This window comes from Clostridium sp. DSM 17811 (genome assembly GCF_018861905.1).
GTDB classification, from domain to species: domain Bacteria; phylum Bacillota; class Clostridia; order Clostridiales; family Clostridiaceae; genus Clostridium_AD; species Clostridium_AD frigoriphilum.
On sequence record NZ_JAHLDU010000097.1, the window covers coordinates 1 to 563 of the forward strand.

At 24.9% G+C, this 563-nt stretch carries 1 protein-coding gene; it reads right to left on the reverse strand.

Annotated elements, in window-relative coordinates:
- On the reverse strand, positions 1–125 hold a 125-nt coding region (locus tag KPL44_RS25980), incomplete at its 3' end, for a phosphatase PAP2 family protein (protein WP_216256130.1).
- Positions 126–563 lie beyond the last annotated feature (438 nt).

Here is a 563-nt window from a genome sequence, read left to right on the forward strand (position 1 = left end):
TTTAAACAACTTATTTTATCAAATAAAAAAATTATTATCCCACTACATATAAGTCCCAAAACTATACCACCTAAAATATCTGTAGGATAATGCACAGATAAATATAATCTTTTATATATAATAATATTGAACTATCAAATTTCTGTATTAAAGATATCATTGTCCTTAGTGCCCCCTAACTAATAATAATATAAGATATAAATTACTACATATAGAATATAATATATTTCTTAAAAACAGATTAAAAAAGTATTAGATTTAGCTTAAGAATTATAATTATAATAGCTTATAAAAAAACACCTACATAACAGATAAATCTGAGATCTAGATGTTTAATACTTATATGCTTTCCTTGACTATTTCTGATTTTTTGAAACATAATATAGGCAAGGTACGTTATCGTCTGCTTTCACGTCATTGTGTTTTTTTGATTTCTAATATATAGCGTGCTTTGAATAGGTTTGGATTCAGATGTTGAGCCGATAAAAACTATCACCATAAGTATATACTTAAATGATGATAGTTACTAAAATTGCTCAATTTCTGAAACAAGCTAAAGAACG